2 protein-coding genes are annotated in these 2,081 nt (G+C 68.9%); both read right to left on the bottom strand.

Translation table 11 applies throughout. The features are described from left to right. On the bottom strand, positions 1–811 hold an 811-nt coding region (locus DBR22_RS21350; protein WP_146187611.1), incomplete at its 3' end, for an AMP-binding protein. Continuing rightward, positions 808–1,866 carry a branched-chain amino acid ABC transporter permease gene (locus DBR22_RS21345; RefSeq protein WP_108600643.1) on the bottom strand — a complete coding sequence of 353 codons (1,059 nt, stop codon included), beginning with the start codon at positions 1,864–1,866 and terminating at the stop codon, positions 808–810. The genes DBR22_RS21350 and DBR22_RS21345, both read right to left, overlap by 4 nt. Positions 1,867–2,081 lie beyond the last annotated feature (215 nt).

Raw genomic sequence — 2,081 nt, 5'->3', positions numbered from 1 at the left:
GCATCAGGTAATGGGTGGGGACGCCCATCAGCATGGTCACGCGCCGTTCCGAAATGAGCTGCAGCACCCGGCCCGGCTCGAAGCCGCGTTCCAGGACCACGGTGGCGCCCGTCCACCACGCCAGGAGTGGCTGGATGTTCCAACCGCCCACATGGAATTGCGGAAGAACGGCCAGCACCACGTCGGTGCTGACGATGTCCAGGGTCCGCGACAGCGAGAGGTTGGTCCAGAAGCAGTTGGCGTGCGTCAGCACGGCGGCCTTGCTGGCCCCCTCCGTGCCGGACGTGAAGATCATCAGGAGGGCGTCGTCGTCGCGCACTTCCGTCCTGCGCGCTTCCTGCCTGGGCGCCCCCGCACGGAGCACCCGGGAAGGCGCCGGCACGGACTTTTCGACGCCGCCGGGCCCGAGCGCCGCGATCCTGGGCGGCTGGGGCAGGAGCGAGCAGGTCGCGGCGGCCAAAGCGTCCAGATCGCCTTCCACCAGCAGGAGCTGGGCATCCGCCAGCCCGAGCTGCGCGGACAGTTCACGTGGTGACAGGCGCCAGGAGAGCGGCACCAGGACGAGCCCGGCCTTGGCGCAGGCGAAGAACACCACCACATGGTCGGAGCTGTTGCCGGTGAGGGTGGCTATCCGGTCGCCGGTGACGTATCCGGCGGCCTGCAGGACCGCGGCCAGGGCGGCCGCCCGCCGTTCCAGCTCGCCGTAAGTGAGCGTGCAGCCGCGGTCGTCGATGGCGATCCTGTGGGGGGTGGCGAGGCTTCGGTCCGTGGTCCAGCGGCCCAGGGTGTGCAGTCCGTCAGCGGTGGTCATGCCGCCTCCTCCAGGATCCCGCGGGACTTCTCGGTGCGCCGGCTGCGGCGCTGGGCGAGCCGTTGGGCGGTGCCCGTCAGGCCGCCCGGCAGGAAGAGCACCACGAGGATGAACAGCGTGCCCAGGATGAAAAGCGGTTCCGACAACGGTACGCGCAGGATGTCTGGCAGCGCATCAATGGCATCGGAATTGGCAAGGGTGGTCAGGCGCTGGTCCAGGATGGTGTAGAAAACCCCGCCGATGACAGCGCCCCAGCGGGAGCCGACGCCGCCCAGGACCACCATGACCAGCAGGGTGATGGTGAGATCAGCGGACACGGCCCGCGGCACCGCCCCGCTCTGCAGCAGCAGGAACACCATGCCGATGACGCTGACCAGGACAGCAGAGACCACGAAGATCAGCAGCTTGATGAGGTAAGGCTGCAAACCAAGGACGCGGACGCGCAGCTCGTTCTCCCGGACGGCCGCGGCCACGTGCCCGGCGCGGGAGGACTGCACCCAGGTGACGATGATGAACACGGCCACCAGCACGGCCAGGGCCAGCCAGTACAGATTGCGGGTGTTGACGACGCCCACCAGGAAGTCCGGGAGATTGTCGGTCCGCAGGGTGAGGCCTTCGTCGCCGCCGGTGATGCCTTCCGGGTTGCGGCCCACGATCACCGAACCCGCCTGGGCGAAGGCCAGGGTGACCATGGCGAACGGGATGCCGCTGACGCGCAGGCTGATGCTGCCCACCACGTGCGCCAGCACAATCACCACCAGGAGGGTCAGGCCCATCGCCGGGAGCAGCGGGATATCCAGGTTCTGCAGGATGATTGCCAGGCCGTAGACGCCCGCGCCGAAGTAGAGGGCGTGGCCGAAGGAGAGCAGGCCCGCCACCCCGAGCAACAGGTGGTAGGTCAACGCAGCGGCGGCCATCAGCATGCACATCGCCAGCAGCTGCAGGGACCCGGGCGTGTAAGTAGGTCCGGGCAGCACGCCCGGCAGGGACAGGTTGAGGAGCGGCAGCAGGACCAGCAGGATAATCCCGGCAAGGCCTGCTGCGGCCCCAACCATCCGGCGGCGGGTCAGGCGGGGACGGACGGGGGCACCGGCGGGACTCGAGCCTCGTCGCGATCCCGCGGGAGCCGCCGTCGTCCTCTCATCTTGAGAGGTGGCTGGGCTCGTGGCGCCGGTTGCGTCAGTGGCATCGGTATCGGTGGTCATGAGGTTCTCCCGAGCAGGCCGGACGGACGGAACAGCAGCACCAGCGCCAGGGCCAGCACCACAAC

The sequence above is a fragment of the Arthrobacter sp. HMWF013 genome (genome assembly GCF_003061105.1).
Lineage (GTDB): Bacteria > Actinomycetota > Actinomycetes > Actinomycetales > Micrococcaceae > Arthrobacter.
This window is presented reverse-complemented; position numbering and strand designations above follow the sequence as displayed.

Bases quoted from the DNA above. Each gene is read 5' to 3' on its own strand.
- DBR22_RS21345 (WP_108600643.1), bottom strand. From the start codon at position 1,866: ATGGTTGGGGCCGCAGCAGGCCTTGCCGGGATTATCCTGCTGGTCCTG.